The sequence below is a fragment of the Streptomyces sp. NPDC058295 genome (assembly GCF_042880655.1).
GTDB classification, from domain to species: domain Bacteria; phylum Actinomycetota; class Actinomycetes; order Streptomycetales; family Streptomycetaceae; genus Streptomyces; species Streptomyces coriariae.
The window spans coordinates 80109-86248 of record NZ_JBHVYO010000038.1; the positions used below are offsets into that span (position 1 = coordinate 80109).

A 6140-nucleotide genomic window follows, 5' to 3' on the forward strand; every position below is an offset into this window, starting at 1 on the left:
GTGGTCACCTCCCACTCTGTTTCGTGTGTGTGTGCTGTCCGGGGATGCGGGGGGCCGGCGGTTCGTAGCGCAGCGGTGTGAGCTGGCTGACGTCGTAGCGCTTGCGCATCTCGGCGACGGCCGCGGGGTCCACCGCGGTGCCGCGCGACCAGATCTCCGCGATCTCCTCGAAGTAGTCCTCGTGATCGGGCGAGGGGAAGCTCTGGAAGAGCATCTTCACCGGCTTGTCGGTGGCGTTGCGGAAGGCGTGCGGGGTGCCGGGCGGCACGAACATGCAGCTGCCCTCCCCGGCGCGGATGACGCGGTCGCCCTTGGCGGACTCCCAGTGGTGCCAGGTGTCCGTCGTGCGTTCGGCCGGCTCGAAGCACAGCAGGTCCAGCTCGCCGTCCAGGACGTAGAAGAACTCCTGGCCCTTTTCGTGCACATGGGCCCCGACGTCGAAGCCGGGCGGGACGATCACCTCGAAGATCGAGACGGCGGATCCCATCTCCTTCGTGGCCTTGAACGTCACCTCCTGTGCCGGGGTGATCAGCTTTCGCCCAGCACCCGCCGGGAGGATGAGGTCGGTCATAGGCTTCGCTTCTTTCGTCCGTGCGCGGGCTCAGGCGACGGTCTGGGGGACGTCGGCGGCCCAGGTGCCGAGCGCCATCTCGGCGGTGATGCCGGGGCCGAAGCCGGCGATCAGACCGGTGGCGCCGGGGGCCGGGGTGTCCTCCTCGAACAGCCGGCGGGCGGCTTCGAGCACGACGGCGCTGGCGATGTTGCCGTACTCGCTCAGGGTCGACCAGCTGTGCCGGAACACGTCGCGGTCGACCTCGAGGAACTTGGCGAGGTCGTCGAGGATGCGCGGACCGCCGGCGTGGATGATGTAGAAGTCGAGCTTGCCGGCGTCCCAGCTGTGGTCCTTGGCGAGTTCGCGCAGGACCGGGGCGAGCGGCTCCATGGTGCCGGGCACGCGGCGGTCCAGCTGGAAGTGGAAGCCGGTGTCCTTGACGGCGTAGGAGATCCAGTCCTCGGTGTGGGGGATGAGGTAGGAGGCGTTGCGCTCCAGTTCGATGCCGGTGCCGCCCAGGCCCCGTACGACGGCGGCGGCGACCGCGTCACCGAACAGGCCGTCGGACAGCAGCGAGCCGATGTCGTCGGCCTCGGGCTGGTAGCACAGGGAGCACAGCTCGCAGGCGACGATCAGGACGTTGCTGCCGGGGTGGGCCGCGCAGAAGTCGTGGGCCCGGTTGATCGCCGCGCCGCCCGCCGCGCAGCCGAGCTGGGAGATGGGGATCTGCCGGGTGTCCGAGCGGAAGCCCATCTTGTTGATCAGCCAGGCCGTCAGGGACGGCATCAGGAAGCCGGTGCACGACACGTAGATGATCGCGTCGATGTCACGGGCCGTCAGTTCGGCGTTGGCCAGGGCCTCTTCGATGACCGGGGGGGTGCGCTTCTTCGACTCGAGCTCGTAGATGCGGTTGCGCTCTTCGAAGCCCGGGTGCCGCAGGGTCTGCTCGATGGGCTGGACTATGTGCCGCTTCTTCACGCCGGTGTTGCGGATCAGGCGGAGGGCCAAGGGAAGCTGCGGCTTGCCGGCATGCGCTTTTTCCGCAAATTCCAGAGTCTCTTCCACCGTGATGACATATTCCGGCGCGCTCATCGCCGGCTTGCATAGCCTGGGCATATCTGGAATCCACTTCTCTTGGAGTCTCGACAGCAAGGGCAGTAGGACGTCGAGCTGACGGAGGGTCACTTTCGCCTGCTGGTAGGCGCGTTGGCGCACGGCCGGCCCGGAAGGCGCCGGGCTGCGGCGCTCTCCTCGGCGGTGCGGTCGGTTCGGTGAAGGGCCGGCGCAGGCGGCTTGGACGGCGGCCGGGCCGTGGTGGGCCGGGGGGTTTCCGGCTCCCCCGGCGACGCCCCCGCGGCCTGCCGGGACGGCGGGGTACGCGGGGCCGGCGGTGAACCGCCGGATCAGCAGGAGGCGGGGCCGCCCGTCCGGACGGGCCGGTGAGGGCGGGCCGCCCGGGTCCTGCGGCACCGCTCACGCGACGTGCTCGCACCCCACGCGGGCTTGCGCGGCTGGTCCGGGTGCGGCAGGTCCGTGCGCGGCCGGTCCGGGTGCGGCTGGTCCGTCACCGAGTCCGGCGTCGCGTGGGGCGATGTACGCCGAGATCTGCCGGAAGTCGGCCGCCGCGCCGGGCCCGAGAGCGCCTCGGTCTCGCCCGCAGGAACCGGCGGAGGACGCTCAACCCACTGTGCCGTGGCTGTTTTTGGGCAGGCGATAGATGCCGGAATCGTGACACAGGCAGAGGACCCGCGCCAGCGCTTGCCCGAGTGACCCAGGTCACAGGTGGCCTGTCGGGTGCCCCGGGCCGGCCGAACCCCGCGGGGAGGGCGGGGAGGGCGCCCGGCCGGGCGGGCGGGCGCACCGAGGGCGGCCGGACGTCACGCGCCGGCAGGGGCCCGCATCACACCGCCCGCGATCCCCAACCGGCGCGCGCCGGGGGCCACTTCGCCGGGGAAGCGGGCGGCCCGGGGCGAAGTGCGCCCTGGTAGCGTGCCGCGAGGCCTGCCGCCCAGGCGCGGTGAAAGGGGTGCGCCGGCCGGCGGCGTCCACCGCGGGCCGGACGGGGCGCGGCCGCCGCAGGCGGCCGGGGCAGGGCTGCCGTGGACACGGCCGCCGGCGAAGTCCGCTCCGCGCCGGTGCGGCATTCGGGGGGAACGGCGGGCTCGCCCGCCCGGGCGGGTCCCGGTGCCCGGTCCTCGTCTGTCACATTCGTGGACTCTGGCCTGTCAGACATGCGAGGCACTGGTGGGAGGGTGTGACCGATGAACGAAAACGAATGGCTGGCGGCTCGATTCGAGACCGACCGCCCCCGTCTGCGGGCGGTGGCGTACCGGGTGCTCGGCTCGCAGACCGAGGCGGAGGACGCCGTGCAGGAGACCTGGCTCCGGGTCACCCGCTCGGACGCCGCCGCGGTGGAGAACATGAGCGGCTGGCTCACCACCATCGTGGCCCGTGTGTCGTTGAACATGCTCCAGTCCCGCAAGTCGCGCCGCGAGGATCTGGTGGACGTCCCCGAGGACGACGGCTCGCACCGCCTGGGCACGGCGGCCGACCCGGAGCAGGAGGCGCTGCTCGCCGAGTCGGTCGGTGCCGCCATGTTCCTCATCCTCGACACGCTCACGCCCGCCGAGCGGCTGGCGTTCGTCCTGCACGACATGTTCGCGGTGCCCTTCGAGGAGATCGCGACGATCATGGACCGCACTCCGGCCGCGACCCGCCAGCTGGCCAGCCGCGCCCGCCGGCGCTTCCAGCGCCAGGGCGTCGCACCGCCGGCCGCGGACGCGGTCCCGCCGGCCGTTGCCCTGCGGGACGAGGGGGCCGGCAGCGCCCAGGCCGACAAGGCCGGTTTCATCCACGCCTTCCTCACCGCCTCGCGCGAGGGCGACTTCGAGGCGCTGCTGGCCGTGCTCGCCCCGGACATCGTGGTCCGCGCCGACCGGGCCGCCGTGCGGATGGGCGTGGCCACGGGAATGGGCGTGCCCGAGGAGATCCGCGGCGCCGACGCCGTCACCCGCGCCTTCGCCAACCTCTCCTGGTCGCCGGTGCCGGCCCTCGTCGACGGGTCCGCCGGGCTGGCCTACGTCCAGGACGGCGTGCCGCGCGCCGTGTTCCGCTTCGCCGTCGCCGACGGCCTGATCACCGGCATCGACATCCTGGCCGACCTGACCGGCCTGGACATCATCGTCCTGTGCTGAGAGCGCCGGGGCGTGCCCGGCGGCAGCGCAAGAGGGGCGGTCCGCAACCGGCCGCCCCTCGGGGCCTGCCCGCCGGTCCGCTTCGGTGCCGGCCGGACGGCTGCTGGTGGCGTCAGAATCCGATGGCTTCGCGCAGCAGCAGGACGGTGCCGCGCCCGGGGTGGGGTTCCGCGTTCAGGACGAGCAGGCGGTTGAGGGCACTGGGCACCTTGTAGGTCTCCAGGCAGCGCTCGTTCTCCAGCGGGAGGCAGTGGTCCTCGATGCGGCGCAGCGCGGTGTCCAGGTCGGGCACCACCTTCTGCGCTCCGACGACCCAGATCACGCGGGGCGCGGCGCCCGCGTAGGCGGCCAGCTGGCTTCCGCTGGCCGAGGCGGCCACCAGGGAGCCGGTCTCAGTGACGGCGGAGACGCTGCCCACGATGACGTCGGGGCAGGCGATCAGCTGCCAGATCTCGGCCATCTGGGTGGCACGGTCCATGGCCAGGGTGCGTGCCCTGACGGACTCGAATCGCCCGCTGCTGTTGATGTCCTCGTCGATGCCGGACAGGCGCAGGGTCTCGCTGGCCCCGGTGAGCACGGTGGTGCCCTCGGGAATCAGCTCCTGGACGCGGGCCCGCGCGGCGGCGGCGTCATCGAGGATCTCGACGGCGAAGTTGTTCGCCCGCAGTGCGGTGGCCACCCGCTCCAGGCGCTCGGCGGGCGCCGCTTCGGTGAACAGTGTCGACAGAGCCGGGGTATTCATGGTGCTCCTGAGGTTGCGTGTGGGGATCAGCACGAGCGGGCGGTGCCGTCCTGCGGGACGACGCGTCCGTCTCATCAGTACGACAGTCCGGGCCGCCGGAATGTGACACGAGGCGCCGGTCTCACCTGCGGGTGCGGTTGCGCTGTCCCCGGTTCACCGGCCGGCCGGTGCGGGCACCCCGGCCGCACGGCCCGGCCCGCCGCCGCCCGCGGCCCGCCAAACCGGCCCCAAGTCCGCACCAACCTGGTCGACAGTCGCGGCCAAGTCCTGTGATCAATGCTGAGGCGCCAGAACCAGAAGCAGTGGGGCGCGCCATACCGCATCAGTGCGAGCCGGTCCCGGTGCGTTCTGTCGTGAATACCGGTCATCAAGTCGTGGATTCACCCGAACCCCAAGGAATGAGGCCAAGATGCGGCGTCTCACAACGAGCCGGACGCTGGCTGCCGGTTTAGCGGCGGCAGCAGCGCTCGTCAGCCTGGGAGCCGGACCCTCGGGGCAGGCGGCCGAGGCCGCCACGCCGTCGGCCCGACCGACCAGACATCTCACCAGCGACTCCCCGATCACCGTCGTGGCCAAGGGCCTGAACTCGCCCAGGAGCATGACGTGGGGTCCCCGCGGCCACCTCCTGGTCGCCGAGGTCGGCGGCGCACCGGAGACCTGCCGGGGCACCGGCTACTACACCAGGTGCTTCGGCTTCACCGGATCGGTCGCGGACATCTCGTCCGGCAAGCCCGTGCGGATCGTCGAGGGGCTGGCGTCGAACTTCAACGAGGAGGAGGTCGTCGGACCCAACTCCATCGTCTACTCCAACGGCGCCCTGTACGCGCTGGAGACGGGCTCGCCCAACAGCGTCCCGGCCGACCTGCCGGCGGAGCTCCAGGGGCCGCTGAAGGAGCAGTACGGGGCGCTGCTGAAGATCAAGAACGGCCAGGTGTCCGCGGTGGCGAACCCCGGTGCGGTCGACTACGCGTGGACGGCGCAGAACGAGCCCGACGTGCCTCCCCACGCCAACCCGTATGCACTGACCGCCAATCCGCGCGGCGGCTTCTACCTGGTGGACGCCAGCTCGAACACGCTGGACTCCGTCGACCGGCACGGCAACGTCAAGGTCCTCGCCGAGGTGCCGGACACGGCGGAGGGCACCGAGGCCGTGCCGACCTGCCTCGACGTCGGCCCCGACGGCGCCGTCTACATCGGCGGGATCACCGGACACGGCAGCTCCCCCACCGCGGCCAACATCTACCGGTACGCGCCCAAGACCGGCCGGATGACGGTGTGGCAGAGCGGCTTCAGCGCCATCAACGGCTGCGGCTTCGGCGCCAACGGCGACTTCTACGTCACCGAACTCGACACCACCGGCTTCCTGCCGACCGGCGACCCGGACGGCGTGGTCATCCAGATCAACCACCAGGACAACTCCCGTACCGTCCTCGGCGAGGGGAAGCTGTTCGCGCCCTCGGGATTCCTCGCGGGCCCCGACGGTTCCATCTACGTGGCGAACAACACCATCATGTGGCCGGCCTGCACGGACGCCCCGGCCTGCACCACCTCGTCGGACGTCACGGCCAGTGACGGCGAGATCGTCAAGATCGGCTGATCCCGTCCGGTCGTCCCCCGTCCCGTCGCGGGCCGGGCCAGGCACTCCTGGCCC

Annotated in this window: 5 protein-coding genes; 2 read left to right on the forward strand and 3 right to left on the reverse strand. The window is 71.7% G+C overall.

Going from position 1 to position 6140, the window contains the following annotated elements:
- Positions 1–4: 4 nt before the first annotated feature.
- Complete coding sequence (locus ACFVYS_RS32515; RefSeq protein ID WP_389507905.1) at positions 5–571, reverse strand: cupin domain-containing protein; 567 nt, start codon at positions 569–571, stop codon at positions 5–7.
- A gap of 30 nt (positions 572–601) precedes the next feature.
- Positions 602–1669 carry a type III polyketide synthase gene (locus ACFVYS_RS32520; RefSeq protein ID WP_389507907.1) on the reverse strand — a complete coding sequence of 356 codons (1068 nt, stop codon included), beginning with the start codon at positions 1667–1669 and terminating at the stop codon, positions 602–604.
- Positions 1670–2814: 1145 nt separating this feature from the next.
- Between ACFVYS_RS32520 and ACFVYS_RS32525 the strand changes: the two genes are divergently transcribed.
- Complete coding sequence (locus ACFVYS_RS32525) at positions 2815–3747, forward strand: sigma-70 family RNA polymerase sigma factor (RefSeq protein ID WP_389507909.1); 933 nt, start codon at positions 2815–2817, stop codon at positions 3745–3747.
- A gap of 112 nt (positions 3748–3859) precedes the next feature.
- Here the strand turns inward: ACFVYS_RS32525 and ACFVYS_RS32530 are convergent, their stop codons facing one another.
- Positions 3860–4489: an LUD domain-containing protein gene (locus tag ACFVYS_RS32530; RefSeq protein WP_389507911.1), complete on the reverse strand. Its 630-nt coding sequence runs from the start codon at positions 4487–4489 to the stop codon at positions 3860–3862.
- Between the two features lie 409 nt (positions 4490–4898).
- Between ACFVYS_RS32530 and ACFVYS_RS32535 the strand changes: the two genes are divergently transcribed.
- Positions 4899–6086 (forward strand): ScyD/ScyE family protein, encoded by a 1188-nt coding sequence (locus ACFVYS_RS32535; protein WP_389507913.1) that lies wholly within the window; start codon positions 4899–4901, stop codon positions 6084–6086.
- Positions 6087–6140: the final 54 nt, after the last annotated feature.

Bases quoted from the DNA above. Each gene is read 5' to 3' on its own strand.
- ACFVYS_RS32530 (WP_389507911.1), bottom strand. From the start codon at position 4,489: ATGAATACCCCGGCTCTGTCGACACTGTTCACCGAAGCGGCGCCCGCC.
- ACFVYS_RS32520 (WP_389507907.1), bottom strand. From the start codon at position 1,669: ATGCCCAGGCTATGCAAGCCGGCGATGAGCGCGCCGGAATATGTCATC.
- ACFVYS_RS32515 (WP_389507905.1), bottom strand. From the start codon at position 571: ATGACCGACCTCATCCTCCCGGCGGGTGCTGGGCGAAAGCTGATCACC.
- ACFVYS_RS32535 (WP_389507913.1), top strand. From the start codon at position 4,899: ATGCGGCGTCTCACAACGAGCCGGACGCTGGCTGCCGGTTTAGCGGCG.
- ACFVYS_RS32525 (WP_389507909.1), top strand. From the start codon at position 2,815: ATGAACGAAAACGAATGGCTGGCGGCTCGATTCGAGACCGACCGCCCC.